Origin of the sequence: Salipiger abyssi, assembly GCF_001975705.1 — a bacterium.
Classification (GTDB): Bacteria; Pseudomonadota; Alphaproteobacteria; order Rhodobacterales; family Rhodobacteraceae; genus Salipiger; species Salipiger abyssi.
Window position 1 is genome coordinate 102258 of the sequence record NZ_CP015090.1, and the last position, 15018, is coordinate 117275.

Below are 15018 nucleotides of genomic sequence, written 5' to 3' on the forward strand. Positions count from 1 at the left end.
GACAGACACGGCGCCGTATTGGGAGGAGTACCATGAGAAAATCGAATAAGACGATTCTGGCCGCGGGCCTGTGCTGCGCGGCCTTCGCCGCCGTGCCTGCCTGGGCGACGAACGGCACGCATCTGACAGGGTTCGGCACCAAGGCACAGGGCATGGCGGGGGTCTCGCTGGCCTTTCCGCAGGATGCGCTGGCCGCCGCGAACAACCCCGCGGGCATGGCCTTTGTCGGACATCGGCTGGACCTTAATTCGCAGATGATCCTGCTGCGCACCGAGGGCCGGTTCGGCGGGCTGGACAATGAGGGCACCGGCTTTGCCCTGGTGCCGGAGATCGGCTATAACCGCCCGCTGAACGACCGCTGGACCATCGGCGTGTCGACTGCCGCCGGCGGTGGCAGCGCGAAATATGACGACCAGCTTTTCACCGGTGCGTCGGACGGCACCGAGGGGCTGTATCAGTCCACCGTGGTGCTGCCGACGGTGACCTACAAAGCGGCGCCGAACCTGGCCTTTGGCGCCTCGCTGGCGCTGGGGATCCACGGGCTGAACCTCGAGAACCTGCCCGGCGTGCCCGATCACGGCATGGAATTCGCCACCGGCGCGGGGCTGCGGCTTGGCGTGATGTGGCAGCCGACCGAGACGGTGACCATCGGCGCCATGTATGGCAGCAAGATCGAGATGGGCGAGCTCAAGGGCTATTCCGACGATGTGCTGGCCAGCGTCGACGGTGAGATCGACCTGCCCGAACAATGGGGGCTGGGCATCGCGGTGGCGCTGAGCGACAGGCTGACGCTGGCCGCCGATTACCTGCGGATCAACTGGACCGATACGCAGTTTCACGACGTGTTCGGGTTTCGCGACCAGAATGTCTATCGCGTCGGGCTGTCCTATCAGATGCGCCCGGATCTGACCCTGCGCGGCGGCGTCACCTTTGCAGACCGGCATTTCGACGACGATTTCGTCAATGCGATCCCGCTGATCCCGGCCATCGACTCGAATGTGATCGCGGCGGGCTTCACCAAGGATTTCGGCAACGGTCGTGAGCTGAGCGGCGGGATCGAGTATGATTTCGGCGAGCGCGCGGACGGGTCCGGCCCCAGCAGGGGGGCGCATATGGATACCGATTTCGTGGTGCTCTCGGTGGGGTACGCCTGGAAATTCTGACATCTCTCCGGCGGGGCGTTGAGAGCGCCTCATCGCCTCGCCGTCAACACTCTGGAAAGGAACCGCATGTCCGACATTGAGCTGACCGCAAGCGATGGCCACCGTCTCGGTGGCTATCTCGCCCTGCCCGACAAGACCCCGCGCGGCGGGGTCGTGGTGATTCAGGAGATCTTTGGGGTGAATGTGCATATCCGCGATGTCTGCGACCGCTTCGCCGCCGAGGGCTATGCGGCGCTGGCGCCGGCGATCTTCGACCGGATCGAGCCGGGGTTTGTCTCGGGCTATTCGCCGGAAGAGATCGCCAAGGCGCGCGCCTTTGTGCCGAAGCTCGATATCGCCGCCTGCATGCTGGATGTGGAGGCGGCGCGGGCCGAGCTGGCGCAATATGGCAAGGTGGGGATTGTCGGGTTCTGCCTTGGCGGGACGATTGCCTTTCTGGGTGCGACGCGGCTGCCGGGGATCGCGGCGGCCTCGGGCTATTACGGGCGGCTGATCCAGGAATATGCCGATGAGGTGCCGCAGGCGCCGGTGATTTTGCACTATGGCGCGCTCGACAAGGGCATCCCGCCGGAGAACTACGAGGATGTGCGGGCGCGGCGTCCGGAGACTCCGGTCCATGTCTATGAGGGCGCAGATCACGGGTTCAACTGCGACCGGCGCCCGAGTTTCGAGCCGGAATCGGCAAAGCTCGCCTGGGCGCGGACGATGGCGTTGTTTGGCGCGGAGATCGGGTAGGGGCACCACGCCACGGTTGTGCGTTGCCCCGGCGCGGGACAAGGCCGAAGGCCGCCGCGCAAGCGCCGGACCGTCCCCGCGGTCTGGCGCTTTGGTGACGCCAGCGCGATGTGTCGAGGTCTTTCGGATTTGGCCGGGATAAATCGAGAGGCTCAAAGGGAAGAGCGCCAGCCCACGGTCCGGCGCTTGCGCGGCTTGCACATCTGACGAGCGTAGGGTGGGCAATCCTGCCCACCGCTCCCTCACCCCGCGACGAACCGGTTGCTCAGCGTGCCGAGGCCGGTCACCGTGACATCGACCACATCGCCGGGCCGCATCAGCACCTTGGGGTCGTGCCCGTAGCCGACGCCGCCCGGCGTGCCGGTGCTGATGATGTCGCCCGGCGCCAGCGCATACCATTGCGAGAAATACGAAATCACCCGCGCCAGCGGAAAGATGAAATCGTCGGTATTGGCCTGCTGCATCACCGCGCCGTTGACCCGGGTAACCAGCTCCAGCGCGTTGGGATCGGCGATCTCCTCCGCCGTCACCAGCGCCGGACCCATCGGCGAGAAGCCGGGATATTGCTTGCCCATATGCACCAGATCCCAGGCATGGCGCGCCTCGGGTGTGGTGCTGGCCTTGCCGATCAGCGGGACGTGGTCGCGGGCGGAGACGTCGTTGGTCACCATGTAGCCGGCGACGCAGGCCATGGCCTCCTCCTCGCTGACATTATGGCAGGCGCGCCCGATCACCACGCAGAGCTCGCCTTCGTAATCCACCATGTCGGGGGCCTGCGGTGGCAGCGGAATGTCGGCGAAGGGGCCGGTGACGGCGGAGGGGGCCTTGAGGAAGCCATGCGGCTCCGACGGCGGCTTGCCCTTCATCTCGGCCACATGGCCGCGATAGGCCTGACCGACCGAGACGATCAGCCGGGGGGAGGGCAGGGGGGCGAGCAGCCGGGTTCCCTCGGGCAGCAGAGCGCCTGTGGCGCGCAGGGCCTCGCGAGCGTCTTCGCCCGTCTCTTCGACACGCGCGACCATGCGGCGGACGAGATTGAGCCCCTCGGATCCGGCGCCAAGGATGTCGCGCAGATGCGGCGGCAGCCAGGTCTCGGCGGTGCCGGGGGTCGCGGCGCGGGCGAGATGCAGGATCTCGCCGCTTTCCAGAACCGCGCCGGGCTGGCCGCCGGGGATGCAGTCGATGGTGACGAGTTTCATGCGGCTTTCCTCCGGAAGCTGAGGTCGATGCGCCAGGTCTTGATGCGCCAGCCCTCATCGGTGCGGGTGAAGCCGCCGTTGAAGATCACCAGCGAATCCGGCGCGCCGAGCGGCGCCTCGCCATGCTCGTCGAGCGCGCCGACATGGCCGAAGACCAGCGCATAGGCTTGGCCCGTCGCGGTGGTCTCGTCTTCCACGTCGATGAGCATATTGCTGACGATGTGGCGGGTGATGCGCTCGGGGTTGCGGCGGTTCAGCACAAAGCGCAGCCCGTCCAGTCCCTCAAAGACCTCATCGGCGCGCTGAAAGGTGCAGTCGGGCACGAAGAGCCCCAGCGCGCGGTCGTAATCGAACGTGTCGGTGCAGAGCGAAAACGTGGTCATGAGGCGGCTGCACTCCGCCTCGATGGCAAGGCGCTGTAGGGTGTCCATGTCTCTGTCCTTTCTATGTGCTGCGCGCGGGATGTCGGCAGCGTGCTGCGCGCACGACGCCGGAAGCGTGCTGTGCGCACGACAGCAGGAGCGCCCCCGCGCTCGGCGGAGACGCAATGACGATGCTGTCGGGTCCTGGAGGGGCCGGCGCCGCGACGGGCGCCGGCGAGGGGATCAGGCCGCGCGCATCCGCGCGGCGGCTTTCTGTACGGCCTCGATGATCTGCGGATAGGTGCCGCAGCGGCAGAGATTGCCGGTGAGATACACCCGGATTTCCTCTTCGCTCGGCTCCGGGATCTCGGCGATGAGCTGGCGCGTCATCAGCACGAAGCCGGGGGTGCAAAAGCCGCATTGAAAGGCGCCCGCCTCGATGAAGGCCTCCTGCACCGGATCGAGTGTCTCCTCGTCCTTCTCGATGGTCTCGATGGTGGCGCCATCGGCCAGCGCCGCGAGGAAGAGGCAGCCGGAGACCGGCTTGCCGTTCAGCACCACCGTGCAGCAGCCGCAGAGCCCCTGGCCGCAGCTCTGCCGCGCGCCATAGAGGTCGAAGCCCTGTTGCAGCAGGTCGACCAAGGTCCAGTGGCCCTGGATCTCGGCGCTGACCGCTTTGCCGTTCAGGGTGAAGTCAATCGTCTGGGTCATGACGTCTTTCATCTCATTCCTCCTCCAGCGGCTCGCCCGCCGCCGCGCGCATGGCGCGATAGACCGTTTCGCCGGTGATCGGCATCTCCGAGACGCGCACGCCCACCGCGTTGAACACGGCGTTGGCGATGGCCGAGGAGACGCAGAACGAGCCGGTCTCGCCGACGCCCTTGGCGCCGAAGGGCCCGTCGGCCTCCGCGCCGTCGAGAATGCTGGTCTCGATCTGCGGAATGTCGAGCATGCTCGGGATCTTGTAATCGGCGAAGGATGCGTTGGTGACCTGGCCGAAATCGAAATGCACCTTCTCCTGCATGGTCTGGCCAAGCTGCATGATCGACGCGCCCGAGATCTGGTGATCGACGATCTTGGGATTGATCTGGGTGCCGGTGTCGGCGACGTTGATCATCTTCAGCACGGTGACCCGTCCGGTTTCGGTGTCGATCTCGACCTCGGCCCCGGTGGCGCCCAGCATCCAGTAGGGCGTGATATGCGGCGACTGCCCGGTCATCGGATCGGGCGGTATGTGACCGTCGGGGATGAAGCTCGCGGTGCCGACCACATGGCCGACCGGCATGCCGTTCTTGCGGGCGAAGAGCTCCCAGATCGGCACGTTGGAGCCGGGCTGCGCACCGACCTCCGCCGCCAGCTCTTCGAGCTTGGCCTTGGCGTCTTCGGCTGCCAGCCGTGCCGCGTGCCCCATGTGATAGAGCGAGCGCGAGCCCAGCGTGCCGGTGTCATAGGGCGCCACGTCGGTATCGGGATGCACCACATGCACCATCTCCACCGGCATGTTCAGCACCTCGGCCACGATCTGCGCATGCGCCGTGTCCGAGCCCTGGCCCATATCGACGGTGGCACAGATCAGCGTGGCGCTGCCATCGGCGCCGAGCCGCACGATCGCCTCGGAGGTCGAGGGCGCGATCGACGCCTTGATGCCGATGGCAAAGCCGCGCCCGCGCTTGACGGTGCCCTCGCCCCGCTCGAAGGGCTTGCCCCATTGGAGCCGCTCGGCCACCCGGTCGAGCACCTTTTCCACCGACGAGGTGTTGAGCGCGGTGCCGGTCGCGTGCTCCTTGCCCTCGCGCAGGATATTGCGGCGGCGGAATTCGAGCGGGTCGATGCCCAGCTCATGCGCCATCATGTCGGTGTGGTTCTCGTAGGCCCAGATGAGCTGCGGATGACCGAAACCGCGCATGGCGCCCGCGACGGGGCGGTTGGTGTACATCGAGAAGGAGTCGATGGCGACGTTCTCGATATCGTAGGGGCCGGCCGCCGTCATGCCGGCGTGAAAGGCCACCGCCGGGCCGATATCGGCATAGGCGCCGCCGTTCCAGAACACCTCGCATTTGCGCGCGGTGATGCGGCCATCCTTGTCGAGCCCGCTTTTGATCTTCAGCGTCGCGCCGTGCTTGGTGATGGTGTAGAACTGCTCTTCCATGCTGAGCGAGACCTTCACCGGGCGTTTCGCCAGCAGCGCCGCGGCGGCGACCAGCGCCTCCAGCCGGATCCAGAGCTTGGCGCCAAAGCCGCCGCCCAGATAGGGTACGCGCACCCGGATCCTGTGCTGCGGCCAGCCCAGCAGCCGCGAGATCTCGTAGCGCACGAAAGACGGGCTCTGGTTGGCGGTGTGCAGCGTCAGCCCGGCGCCGGTGGGCTCGGCCACGGTGACGGGGGGTTCCAGCGGCACATGCGCCGAGGGGTGGGTGCGGAACGTGTGTTCGAACACCCGGTCGGCCTCTTCAAAAGCGGTGTCGACATCGCCGCCATGGCGGAGCTGATAGGGAAAGCCGACATTGGTGTCGCGCACGCCCTTGAGGAACTGGATTTCCGGGATGCCGGGTTTCAGCTCGTCATGCACGAAGGTTTCGGCGCTCAGCGCCTCCATCTCGTCAAAGACCGGCTCAAGCTCGTCATAGTCCACGTCGATCAGCGCCACCGCCTCGGCGGCGACATTGGGGTCGGAGGCCAGCACGATGGCGACGGGTTCGCCGACATAGCGCACCTTGTCGAGCGCCAGCACCGGCTGGTCGTGGAACATCACGCCGAAATGCGGATCGGGCATGATCTTGCGGATATCCTCGCCGGTCAGCACCATGTCGACGCCGGGGCAGGCGGCGGCCTCGCTGGTGTCTATGCTGACGATGCGGGCATGCGCCACGGTGCTGCGGAAGATCTTGCCGTAGAGCATGTTCGGCAGGCGCAGGTTGTGGATGTATTCGATACGTCCGGTCACCTTTTCCCTGGCCTCGCGCCGCGGGTGAGACTGCCCGACAGCACGGATCTGGGTAATCTGGTCGTTCATGTCACACCTCAGGCGTTCTGGTTGGCGACCTGCTGTAGCGCGCGTTTCACGTACACCCGCACCAGCTGTGTCTTGTAGGCGGCAGAGCCGAGCTCGTCCTCGATGGTCTCGACCGACTCCGCGGCGGCCTCGGCGGCCTCGGCGATGGTCTTGTCCGAGAGGATCTGCCCGTCGATGACGGCCTCGGCCTCGGCGACCCGGATGGGCTTTTCGCCCACCGCGCCGATCACCAGCCGGGTATCCCGCGCGGTGTCGCCGTCGAGATCGGTGGTGAGGGCCACGCCGAGCGCCGGCCAGTCCTTGACCGCCCGCGTGGTGCATTTCAGATAGCTCGCCCGGCGCGCGTGCTGGGGCGGAATGATGACCTCCTTGATCAGCTCGTTGCCCGAGAGGATGGTTTCGTAATAGCCCGCATGCAGCTCGGCCACGGGGATGGTGCGCTCGCCCTCGGGGCTGATCGTCACCACCTGCGCGTCGAGCGCCACCAGCACCGGCGGCAGATCCATATGCGGATCGCCATGGGCCAGCGCGCCGCCGACCGTGGCGACATTGCGCACGCGGACATTCGACAGCAGTTTCATCGTCTGGCGGATCACCGGGGCAAAGCCCGCCAGCGCGTCGTCATGTTCCATGTCCGACAGGGTGGACATGGCGCCGATGCGAAAGCTGCCATCGGGCAGCAGGCCCATCTGCGAGTAGCCGGGCTCGATGCGGCGCAGGCTGATGAGCTGGGTCGGATGGAACACATCCGTCTTCATCATCAGCATGAGCGCGGTGCCGCCGGACATCACGCGGATCGTCGGATCCTCGGGATCGAGCAGCGAGACCGCGCCTGCCAGGGTGTCCGGCAGGGCAAGCTCGAATGCGTTCATGCCTTGCCCCCTTCCGCAGGCGCCAGATCGAAGGCCGCGCGCAGGCGCTTGGTGAATTCCTTCTCCATCTCGCGCGCCTTGGATTTCAGCACAGGCTGGCCGATGCTGCCGAGACGCCCGGTCAGATGCGAGTCGATGGTGTATTCGATGATCGTCTCGCCATCCTGCTCGTGCAGCTCGGTGAGCGCGGTCGAGGTCAGGCGCCCGACGATGCCTGCGGGCGTGCCGGTGACCTGGGCCTCGATCAGGTAGGGTTCCTCGATGCGGGTGATCTGCACCTCGACATCGAAGGAGAACCGGATATAGGCCACCCGCGTCTTGAGCACGGCGGTATAGTTCCGGTCGTCGATCTCTTTCATGTCGCTGACGCCGTCGACGCAGCTTGCAAAGAATTCTGCGTCGCGGACGGCGGCGAAAACGCGGTCGCGCGGGGCGGCGACGCTGATTTTTCCAGTGAGTTTCATTTGGCGGTCACCACCTGTGCAAAGGCACGGGCGCCAGACCGCAATGCGGCGGAATACTGCATTCTCTCCTCCCATTCTCTGTCGGTTCTACGATCCCAGCTCCCCAGGGATGCATAGCACAGTATATGTCATCTTAACCTCTTCACTGGAGATACGGAAATGATGAATCTTCACCGCGATAATGATTATTTGGAATGTTTCTAAGCGGTGTGAGCTGTGGGCTCATGCGCGGGTGGCGCGCGGATACGAGGTTATCTGCCGAACTTTGGCACCTTTTTTCGTCTTTATTTCTTTTTAGTCTTTTGATTATGGGTGATATTTTTGCTTTTTGCGTGATCCGCCCTTGTCGGCGCTCGCCATGCCGTTCAGGGGAGACCATGGGCGGTACCGAGGGCATATTATGAGGAAAACGCAAGTTCAGACGCCAAAATGCCCCCGGCCTCGGTGGAGGAGGCCGGGGGGTCAGGCTCTGCGATCCTGCAAAAACCGGTGTCAGGCGGTCTCGGCGAAGAAGTCGTGCATCATCCGGTAGGACTTGCGGCAGAGCTTTTCGTCATACTGGGCGCCTTCGAAATTCGCCGAAGGGACGCAGAAGGAATGCACAGCGCCGCCGAACAGCACCGTCTGCCATTCGGCCCCGGCATTGGTCAGCTCGGTTTCCAGCTCGGTCATCATCTCCTTGGAGGTGACCGGATCGGCGCTGCCGTGGATCGCCATCACCCGCCCGGTCACCTTGCAGGGTGTGCCCGGCACGACCGGGTTGGGATTGGTGATGTGCAGCACGGTGAGCGCGTCGAAATCCTCGCCGGCGCGGGCCTGCTCCATGAGAAAGCCGCCGCCGGCGCAGTATCCCACCGCGTATTTCGGCGTGTCGGAAGTGATCAGCCCCTGCGCCTCGGCCTCGGCCAGCATCTTTTTATAGGCGGTGCCGCCGCAATCCAGCGTGAAGCCCAGATCCTTGTGCACCGCGAGCATGCCCTGGAGCAACTGGTTGAAATCCTTGGACTCGGCGTCGTAATCGGTGCCGAACATATCCGCCAGAAGCACCACATAGCGCCCCTCGGCCAGCTCGCGCGCCTGCGCGATGGTCTCGGTGCAGACCCCGTACCAGTCGGGCTGCATGAAGAGCACCGGGCGCCCGGCCGCGGCGGCGTCATCGTCGCAGACGATCAGGCCCGCATAGCTGCGCCCGCCGATCTCGTAGGGCACCTTAATTTCGATCATCGGGTCTCCTCCCCTTTTGCTCCGGCGCTCCCCCGCCAGATGTGAGCCTAATGCATAGCAGGCTTTGTATCTAGCGGGTATCCGGCCTTTCTTCGATGCCGGACGCGCCGGCCTCTGGTCTTTTTCGACGGAGCGCCCGGCCCCAACACCGGGCGCCCCGTCTCACTGCTCAGGCATCTTCGTACTGGTCACCAAAATCGAAGGCGTCCTCGTGGACCGAGCCGCCGTCGTAATACTCGATCTCCCAGAAGTTGCCGTCGAGATCCTCGAGATAGAAAGAGTAGATCCCGTGCCGCACGATCGGGTCGGTGATGCTCTTGATCTTGTATTTGTCCTTCATTTCATGCGCGGCCTTGTGGGCCTCGTCCACGGCCTCCTTGCTTTCCACATCCAGTCCCCAGTGGTTCAGGATGGTCAGCGTGTTGCCGGGCTTTTCGGTCTGGATGCAGACGATGGAGAATTTCATGCCGCAGCGTGCATGCATCCCGTCGGGGTTGTGGCGCACGCATTCCATGCCGAGGAATTCCTCGAGAAACTTGCGCGATTCCGTGAGGTTGCGGCATTCCATCGTGCCGTGGGTCATCATCAGCGGCTTGACGACAGAGTTCTGGTTGTCGGGTTTGAAAATCGGATCTGCGATTTCGAGCATGCGTAGTCTCCTCCTTGGGGTTCGCGGTCTTCAGGGTTGTGGTTGCCGGCCCGGCGTCACCTGCCGGGCCGGCGGTTCAGGTTGCACTGTCCTCATCCGTCGCTGCGCAGCGGGCGCCAGACGGTCACCTCGCGCGGCCTGGCCAGGATCTCGTCCAGCGCGGCATTCATCGCGTCCCGATAGGGGCGCTTGAGCTGCACATTCGTCACGTCGTCCTCGTCCGACCATGTCTCGTGCAGCAGGAACCGGTTTTCGTTCGCGGCATCCCGGCCGAGCGCGGAGGAGACAAAGCTATCCTCGTCGCGCATGGCGTCGAGCACCGGATCGAGGGCGGCCCGAAACCGCGCCTCCTGGCCCGGCCTGATCTCGAAGCTCACCACATAGGTCACGCTTGTCTTTGCCATTTCGGCGCTCCTCCTCCGGGCCGGTTCAGCTGGCGACGGCCTTGGCGAGGTCGGCTTCGGTGGTGAAGGGGTCGGCGAAGAATTCCGCATCGTCGAGCCCGTTCAGACGCGAGAACTCGTCGCGCGCGGCGTCGACCATATTGGGATTGCCGCAGGCATAGACCTGATGGCCGGACATGTCGGGGATGTCCTCCAGCACCGCCTGATGGACAAAGCCGGTGCGGCCCGTCCAGTCGGCGCCGGGCTCGGAAACCACGGGCACGAAGTCGAAATTGGCGTGCTCCCGGGCCCAGGTCTCGGCCAGCTCGTGCATATAGATGTCCTGCGCATTGCGCCCGCCCCAGTAGAGCGTCATCGGGCGGTCGATGCCCTCGGAAAGCGCGTATTCGATGATCGCCTTGATTGGCGCGAAGCCGGTGCCGCTGGCCAGGAAGACGATCGGCTTGTCGCTGTCCTCGCGCAGGAACATGGTGCCGAGCGGGCCCTCGAATTTCATGATCTCGCGCGGTTTCATGTTCGAGAAGGCGTGATCGGTGAAGGCGCCGCCGGGCGAATGCCGCAGGTGCAGCTCGATGTCGATGACCCCGTGCACGCTGGGCTTGTTGGCGATGGAATAGGAGCGGCGGCGGCCGTCCTTCAGCAGGATGTCGACATACTGGCCGGAGATGTGCCGGAACTCGGCGTTCTGCGGCAGGCGCAGATGCATGACGATGATGTCGTCGGTCAGCCGGTCGATGGCATGCACGCGGCAGGGGACGATTTTCGGCTGCTGCGCCTGAAGCTTCAGCTCTTCCGCCTCGATCACCAGATCGCTCAGCGGCGAGGCCTGGCAGAGCAGCGCAAAGCCCTCGGCCTTTTTCGATTCCGGCAGCATCGCCTCGATATATTCGCCGTAATCGACGGTGCCGCTGGTGATCCTGGCGCGGCAGGTCGCGCAGGTGCCGCGGCGGCACGAATAGGCAAGCTGATGTCCCGAGTCGAGCGCGGCGCTCAGGATGCTTTCGCCTTCTTCGACGTCGAAGGTTTTGCCGCTCGGTTGCAGCTCGACACGGTAGCTCATGGTTTTCCTCCCTTGGTGCAAGCGCCGCCTCGACGGCGCGATTGCTTAAATCTGGAACCATTCTATAATCAGCGTCCGGGAGGCTGCCAAATGACGTTAACTCATCGACTTCATGATCAATCAGAATGATCACCGCCGCGCGCGCCGCCTGACGCCGGCGATTTCCGCGCTTGCGGCCTTTGAGGCCGTGGTGCGCAACGGCAGCTTCACGGTTGCCGCCGAGGAGCTTGCGCTGACCCAGAGCGCGGTCAGCCGTCAGGTGAGCGGGCTGGAGCAGCTTCTGGGGGTCGCGCTGCTGGAAAAGAACCGCCGTCGGCAGGTCGTGGTGACCGCCTCGGGCGCCTATTACGCCGAGCAGATCCGCCAGGTGCTGACCCATCTCGCCGCCGCCACGACAGAGGCGATCACGCTCGGTGACCGGGGCGGGGTGCTGCGGCTTGGGATTCCGCCAACCTTCGGAAGTCTTTGGTTAATTCCGAGGATGCCGAGTTTCTTTCAGGCCCATCCGAATGTCACGGTGGAGTTCTCCACGCGGCTGCCGTCGCGGCCTCATTCCGGTCCGGGCGACCTGCATGCGCTGATAGATTTCACCACCGCGCCGGGGCCGGATGCGGTCTGGGAGGAGCTGATCCAGCTCGAATTGCGGGCGGTCGCCACCGAAGAGATCGCCGACGCGATCCGGCGTTCCGACAAGGGTGGGCTGGCCAATGTGCATGCGCTTTTGCACACGTCCGAGCGCTCGAACTGGCTGGGGCTCTTCGGCGAGTTGCAGCTCGATATCCTGCGGCAGCAACCGCTGCTGACCTTCGAGAATTATACCATGCTGTTGCAGGCGGCGGTGCGTGGGCTTGGCGTGGCGCTGGCGCCCAACGAACTGATTGAAAACGATCTTTCCGCCAAACGGCTGGTGCATGTGTCGGATCTGTCGGCCAAGTCGCGCAGCGTCGGCTATCTGGTCTTTCATCAGGAAATGAGCGCCTACCCGCCGCTTGTCGCCTTTCGCGAATGGCTGCACGATACGATGAAGGAGGGGCGGCCTGCGGTTCCCGGAGTCGGATAGGCGGTTGGCACTTCATGAGGAAACGGAATGTTCCTGAACGGCGCCGAGCCCGCTATCCGGCGTCGGTTTCATAGCTTGCGAGCTGCCGGTCGAAGGCCTCCAGCAATGCGTCGAGATCGCGGCCGAGCACCATGCCGCGAGGCCGGATGATCGCCAGCCGGAAACGGTAGGCGCCGGCGAAAGGCCGCACCAGCCCGCCCTGGCCGGCATGCACCCGCGCGGTGAACGGATCGACCAGCGACACGCCCAGCCCGCGCAGCACCAGCGCCGAGACGATGCTCGACAGATGCGAGCGGACCACGACCTCGGGGCTCTCGCTCATCTGCGCGAAGGCACGGTTCATCATGCTGCCGGTGGCGGTGTTGTCGGCAAAGGCCACCACCGAATGGCCGAGGAAATCCTCGAACCCGAGCTGCTCCCGCACCGCCAGCGGATGGCTGCGCGGCAGGATGCAGAGATAGGGCAGCTCGACCGTGCGGATCAGGTCGACATCGTGCTCGTGCCGCGTGGGGGAGGTGAAGCCGAGCTGGCTCTGCCGGGTGGCGACGCGGCGGATCACGTTGTTGGTCTGCATGGATTCCAGCGAGATGCGGAAATCCGGGCGCGCCTCCAGCAGCTCCACCAGCGTGTCGGGCAGCACCGAATGCGCCAGCGCCGGCATGGCGGCGACCGAGACGCTGCTCTGCTTGCCGAGGCGGATGTCGCGCGCGGTCTTTTCGATGGCGCCGAGCCCGACAAAGGCGCGCTCGACCTCGACGGCGAGCTGCCGCGCCTCGGGGGTGGGCACGATCTTGCCGCCGAACCGGGTGAAGAGCCGCAGCCCGGTGCGGGTCTCCAGATCGCGGATCAGCCGGCTCACCGCCGGCTGCGACACGTTCATGATTTCCGCGGCACCCGAGACGCTGCCGCATTCGAGCACGGTGTGAAACGCCTCAAGGGCGCGTTGCGACAGCATTTCTATAACATTCCTGCATATAGGTCGGTGTTATTGTTATTTGATTTATGGCGGGATTTGCAAGGAAACTGGCGGTGAACAGCGAATTTCCTTTCCCAGCCAAGAGCCTGCCGCCGCCCATGTATACCCGTTCCGAGCCGGTCACGACGCCGGTGCATTTCACCTTCGAGGGCAGGCCGATGCAGGCGCAGGCGGGCGAGACGGTCGCCGCGGCGCTGCTGGCGGGCAATGTCGGCGCCGTTCGCAGCACCCCGGTGAGCGGCGCGGCGCGGGCGCCCTATTGCATGATGGGGGCCTGTTTCGAATGCCTGGTGACGATCGACGGGCGGCCCAACCGCCAGGCCTGCATGACCGAGATCCGAGAGGGCATGGCGGTGACGCGCCAGAAGGGCGCCGCATGAGCCGGCAGGATCTGTGCATCATCGGCGCCGGCCCCGCGGGCATGGCGGCGGCTGTGGCGGCGCGGCAGAACGGGCTGAGCGTGACGGTGCTGGACGAGGCGCCGCGCCCGGGCGGGCAGATCTATCGCGACATCACCCGCGCGCCGGAGCCGCGGCAGGCGCTGCTGGGCCCCGACTATCGCGCCGGCGCCGGGCTGGCGCAGGCCTTTGCAAAGAGCGGCTGCACGCATCTGGCGGGCGCCACGGTCTGGCATATCGAGCAGGACGGCGCCGGATTTGCGCTGTCCTACTCCATGGCGGAGGGCTCGCGCGTGGTCGAGGCCGATGCGCTGATCGTGGCCACCGGCGCGCTGGAACGCCCCATGCCGCTGCCCGGCTGGACATTGCCCGGGGTGACCACCACCGGCGCCTTGCAGATCCTGATGAAAAGCGCGGGCGTGCTGGCGGAGTCTCCGGTGCTTGTGGGCTCCGGGCCGCTGCAACTGCTGCTGGCGGCGCAGCTCGTGGCGGCGGGCCGTCCGCCGCGCGCCATCGTCGAGACCGTGCCGGCGGAAAACATGCGCCACGCGCTGAAACACCTGCCGCGCGCCTTGCGCGGGGCGGGCTATCTGGTGAAGGGCGCGGGGCTGCTGGCAAGGCTGCGCCGCGCCGGGGTGCCGATCTACCGCGACGCGCGCGACATCGTGCTGGAGGGCGAGGATCGGCTGGAGGCGGTAAGCTTTACCATACGCGGGCGCGCCCACCGGATCGAGACGGGCAGCGCCGGGCTGCATCACGGGGTGGTGCCCAATCCGCAGGTCACCCGGCTGATGCGCTGCGAACATCGCTGGCACGAGGGTCAGCGCGCCTTTGTGCCGGTTTGCGACGCCTATGGCGAAAGCTCGGTGCCCGGGCTTTTTGTGGCGGGCGACGGGGCGGGCATCCGGGGCGCGCGCTCGGCGGCGCTGGCCGGGCGGCTGGCGGCGCTGCGGGTGGCGGAAAGGGCAGGGCAGGCGGTGTCGCCCGAGATCGTAAAGCTGCGCCGCGCAATGGCGCGGGACGCGGCGGTGCGGCCGTTCCTGGAGACGCTCTATGCGCCCTGCGCGCAGGCGCTCTCGCCGGCGGAGGACACGCTGGTCTGCCGCTGCGAAGAGGTCACCGCCGGGCAGATCCGCGCCGCCGCAAAGGCCAACGCGCCCGGGCCGAACCAGGTGAAATCTTTCCTGCGCACCGGCATGGGCCCCTGTCAGGGCCGGGTCTGCGGGCTCGCGGTGACGGCGCTTCTGGCCGAGAGCAGCGGCCGCAGCCCCGATGAGACCGGCTATTTCCGCATCCGCCCGCCGCTCAAGCCGCTGTCGCTGAGCGAGCTGGCCGAATTTGTGCCCCAAGAGGAGTGACCCCGCGCCGCGCATCCGGTTCGCGAGGCCGCGCTGCTATCGGGCCGTTTTTCATCCCCCGCTTTGCGCCTTGCGCCAAAG

At 65.8% G+C, this 15018-nt stretch carries 16 protein-coding genes; 5 read left to right on the forward strand and 11 right to left on the reverse strand.

Features of this window, described 5'->3' with window-relative positions:
- Window positions 1-32 precede the first annotated feature (32 nt).
- A complete protein-coding gene (locus tag Ga0080574_RS01145) occupies window positions 33-1163 on the forward strand; it encodes an OmpP1/FadL family transporter (protein WP_076694339.1) in 1131 nt (376 codons plus the stop codon).
- A gap of 66 nt (window positions 1164-1229) precedes the next feature.
- Window positions 1230-1898 carry a dienelactone hydrolase family protein gene (locus Ga0080574_RS01150; RefSeq protein WP_076694341.1) on the forward strand — a complete coding sequence of 223 codons (669 nt, stop codon included), beginning with the start codon at window positions 1230-1232 and terminating at the stop codon, window positions 1896-1898.
- Window positions 1899-2140: 242 nt separating this feature from the next.
- On the opposite strand, the gene Ga0080574_RS01155 is transcribed toward Ga0080574_RS01150, so the two are convergent.
- The 10 genes from Ga0080574_RS01155 to Ga0080574_RS01200 all read right to left on the reverse strand — a co-directional run bounded on the left by Ga0080574_RS01155 (window position 2141) and on the right by Ga0080574_RS01200 (window position 11145).
- Window positions 2141-3097, reverse strand: a complete 957-nt coding sequence (locus Ga0080574_RS01155) for a fumarylacetoacetate hydrolase family protein (protein ID WP_076694343.1) — start codon at window positions 3095-3097, stop codon at window positions 2141-2143.
- Window positions 3094-3528 carry a nuclear transport factor 2 family protein gene (locus Ga0080574_RS01160; RefSeq protein WP_076694345.1) on the reverse strand — a complete coding sequence of 145 codons (435 nt, stop codon included), beginning with the start codon at window positions 3526-3528 and terminating at the stop codon, window positions 3094-3096. The genes Ga0080574_RS01155 and Ga0080574_RS01160 overlap by 4 nt, the downstream gene beginning before the upstream one ends.
- A gap of 174 nt (window positions 3529-3702) precedes the next feature.
- A complete protein-coding gene (locus tag Ga0080574_RS01165) occupies window positions 3703-4182 on the reverse strand; it encodes a (2Fe-2S)-binding protein (RefSeq protein WP_237219231.1) in 480 nt (159 codons plus the stop codon).
- A 1-nt stretch (window position 4183) separates the two neighbouring features.
- The gene (locus Ga0080574_RS01170; protein ID WP_076694347.1) at window positions 4184-6472 is read right to left on the reverse strand and encodes a xanthine dehydrogenase family protein molybdopterin-binding subunit; all 2289 of its coding nucleotides are present in this window, start codon (window positions 6470-6472) and stop codon (window positions 4184-4186) included.
- An 8-nt stretch (window positions 6473-6480) separates the two neighbouring features.
- The gene (locus tag Ga0080574_RS01175; RefSeq protein ID WP_076694349.1) at window positions 6481-7344 is read right to left on the reverse strand and encodes an FAD binding domain-containing protein; all 864 of its coding nucleotides are present in this window, start codon (window positions 7342-7344) and stop codon (window positions 6481-6483) included.
- Window positions 7341-7808, reverse strand: coding sequence for an SRPBCC family protein (locus Ga0080574_RS01180; RefSeq protein ID WP_076694352.1), 468 nt, complete (start codon window positions 7806-7808; stop codon window positions 7341-7343). The genes Ga0080574_RS01175 and Ga0080574_RS01180 overlap by 4 nt, the downstream gene beginning before the upstream one ends.
- 492 nt (window positions 7809-8300) lie before the next feature.
- Window positions 8301-9032 (reverse strand): dienelactone hydrolase family protein, encoded by a 732-nt coding sequence (locus Ga0080574_RS01185; protein ID WP_076694354.1) that lies wholly within the window; start codon window positions 9030-9032, stop codon window positions 8301-8303.
- Between the two features lie 169 nt (window positions 9033-9201).
- Entirely contained in the window at window positions 9202-9681 is a 480-nt protein-coding gene (locus tag Ga0080574_RS01190; RefSeq protein ID WP_076694356.1) for a VOC family protein, read from the reverse strand.
- Between the two features lie 92 nt (window positions 9682-9773).
- Window positions 9774-10085, reverse strand: coding sequence for a putative quinol monooxygenase (locus tag Ga0080574_RS01195; RefSeq protein WP_076694358.1), 312 nt, complete (start codon window positions 10083-10085; stop codon window positions 9774-9776).
- Window positions 10086-10110: 25 nt separating this feature from the next.
- The gene (locus Ga0080574_RS01200) at window positions 10111-11145 is read right to left on the reverse strand and encodes a CDP-6-deoxy-delta-3,4-glucoseen reductase (protein WP_076694360.1); all 1035 of its coding nucleotides are present in this window, start codon (window positions 11143-11145) and stop codon (window positions 10111-10113) included.
- 112 nt (window positions 11146-11257) lie between these two features.
- Between Ga0080574_RS01200 and Ga0080574_RS01205 the strand changes: the two genes are divergently transcribed.
- Window positions 11258-12205, forward strand: a complete 948-nt coding sequence (locus tag Ga0080574_RS01205; RefSeq protein WP_076694362.1) for a LysR substrate-binding domain-containing protein — start codon at window positions 11258-11260, stop codon at window positions 12203-12205.
- Window positions 12206-12257: 52 nt separating this feature from the next.
- Here the strand turns inward: Ga0080574_RS01205 and Ga0080574_RS01210 are convergent, their stop codons facing one another.
- Window positions 12258-13160 (reverse strand): LysR substrate-binding domain-containing protein, encoded by a 903-nt coding sequence (locus tag Ga0080574_RS01210; RefSeq protein ID WP_076694364.1) that lies wholly within the window; start codon window positions 13158-13160, stop codon window positions 12258-12260.
- Between the two features lie 119 nt (window positions 13161-13279).
- Between Ga0080574_RS01210 and Ga0080574_RS01215 the strand changes: the two genes are divergently transcribed.
- Window positions 13280-13561: a (2Fe-2S)-binding protein gene (locus Ga0080574_RS01215; RefSeq protein ID WP_076694366.1), complete on the forward strand. Its 282-nt coding sequence runs from the start codon at window positions 13280-13282 to the stop codon at window positions 13559-13561.
- On the forward strand, window positions 13558-14937 hold the full coding sequence (locus Ga0080574_RS01220; protein WP_076694368.1) for an FAD/NAD(P)-dependent oxidoreductase: 1380 nt from the start codon (window positions 13558-13560) through the stop codon (window positions 14935-14937). The genes Ga0080574_RS01215 and Ga0080574_RS01220 overlap by 4 nt, the downstream gene beginning before the upstream one ends.
- Window positions 14938-15018 lie beyond the last annotated feature (81 nt).

What these genes read in the sequence shown, in the direction of transcription:
- Ga0080574_RS01145 (WP_076694339.1), top strand. Translation starts at nt 33, where the DNA reads ATGAGAAAATCGAATAAGACGATTCTGGCCGCGGGCCTGTGCTGCGCG.
- Ga0080574_RS01150 (WP_076694341.1), top strand. Translation starts at nt 1,230, where the DNA reads ATGTCCGACATTGAGCTGACCGCAAGCGATGGCCACCGTCTCGGTGGC.
- Ga0080574_RS01155 (WP_076694343.1), bottom strand. Translation starts at nt 3,097, where the DNA reads ATGAAACTCGTCACCATCGACTGCATCCCCGGCGGCCAGCCCGGCGCG.
- Ga0080574_RS01160 (WP_076694345.1), bottom strand. Translation starts at nt 3,528, where the DNA reads ATGGACACCCTACAGCGCCTTGCCATCGAGGCGGAGTGCAGCCGCCTC.
- Ga0080574_RS01165 (WP_237219231.1), bottom strand. Translation starts at nt 4,182, where the DNA reads ATGAAAGACGTCATGACCCAGACGATTGACTTCACCCTGAACGGCAAA.
- Ga0080574_RS01170 (WP_076694347.1), bottom strand. Translation starts at nt 6,472, where the DNA reads ATGAACGACCAGATTACCCAGATCCGTGCTGTCGGGCAGTCTCACCCG.
- Ga0080574_RS01175 (WP_076694349.1), bottom strand. Translation starts at nt 7,344, where the DNA reads ATGAACGCATTCGAGCTTGCCCTGCCGGACACCCTGGCAGGCGCGGTC.
- Ga0080574_RS01180 (WP_076694352.1), bottom strand. Translation starts at nt 7,808, where the DNA reads ATGAAACTCACTGGAAAAATCAGCGTCGCCGCCCCGCGCGACCGCGTT.
- Ga0080574_RS01185 (WP_076694354.1), bottom strand. Translation starts at nt 9,032, where the DNA reads ATGATCGAAATTAAGGTGCCCTACGAGATCGGCGGGCGCAGCTATGCG.
- Ga0080574_RS01190 (WP_076694356.1), bottom strand. Translation starts at nt 9,681, where the DNA reads ATGCTCGAAATCGCAGATCCGATTTTCAAACCCGACAACCAGAACTCT.
- Ga0080574_RS01195 (WP_076694358.1), bottom strand. Translation starts at nt 10,085, where the DNA reads ATGGCAAAGACAAGCGTGACCTATGTGGTGAGCTTCGAGATCAGGCCG.
- Ga0080574_RS01200 (WP_076694360.1), bottom strand. Translation starts at nt 11,145, where the DNA reads ATGAGCTACCGTGTCGAGCTGCAACCGAGCGGCAAAACCTTCGACGTC.
- Ga0080574_RS01205 (WP_076694362.1), top strand. Translation starts at nt 11,258, where the DNA reads ATGATCAATCAGAATGATCACCGCCGCGCGCGCCGCCTGACGCCGGCG.
- Ga0080574_RS01210 (WP_076694364.1), bottom strand. Translation starts at nt 13,160, where the DNA reads ATGCTGTCGCAACGCGCCCTTGAGGCGTTTCACACCGTGCTCGAATGC.
- Ga0080574_RS01215 (WP_076694366.1), top strand. Translation starts at nt 13,280, where the DNA reads ATGTATACCCGTTCCGAGCCGGTCACGACGCCGGTGCATTTCACCTTC.
- Ga0080574_RS01220 (WP_076694368.1), top strand. Translation starts at nt 13,558, where the DNA reads ATGAGCCGGCAGGATCTGTGCATCATCGGCGCCGGCCCCGCGGGCATG.